Raw genomic sequence first — 593 nt, forward strand, 5'->3', positions numbered from 1 at the left:
TTTTCTGGATCTGGTGTTTCTGGACCTGGTGGTGCTAAATGATTCAATTTGTTTAATACTTCTAATTGAACTGCATTTATCATTCCATTTGTAATTTCAAATGGAATTGGATTAGTTAATTTTTCATATCCTTTTGGTGCTTCTACTTCTACTAGTGTGTAGTTACCTACAGATAGATCTGCGATTTTTGCCTTCCCATCTTTATCTGTTGTTACTTTCACTACTACTTTTCCCTTTTCATCATGAACTTCAAACACAGCTCCTGATAAGACTTCCTTGCTTTCAGCAGCCATTTTTGTAATCTCCACTGAACCTTTGTCTAACTGTTCATTCTCTACTTTCAATGATAAGACTTTCGTCATACCTTTTTTAATTTCGAATGATACTGGTTCCGTTAACTTCTTGTAACCTGGTAAGCTCTTCGTCTCTACTAATTTGTATTTTCCTACTGATAGATCTGAAACGTTTGCTTTTCCTTCTTTATCTGTCGTTACTTCTGTTACTACTTTGCCTTTGTCGTCTTGAACTTCGAAGACTACGCCTTCTAATACTTTTTGACTATCTTTATCTACTTTTGTTACTTCTACATTTCC

Annotated in this window: 1 protein-coding gene; it reads right to left on the bottom strand. The window is 34.7% G+C overall.

Translation table 11 applies throughout. The annotated features are described in order from the left end of the window. Positions 1-593 (bottom strand): MSCRAMM family protein (locus MR170_RS30985; RefSeq protein WP_276575696.1); only part of this gene is annotated, 593 nt, incomplete at both ends.

Source organism: Bacillus cereus group sp. BfR-BA-01524, from assembly GCF_022662595.1.
GTDB classification, from domain to species: Bacteria; Bacillota; Bacilli; order Bacillales; family Bacillaceae_G; genus Bacillus_A; species Bacillus_A thuringiensis_S.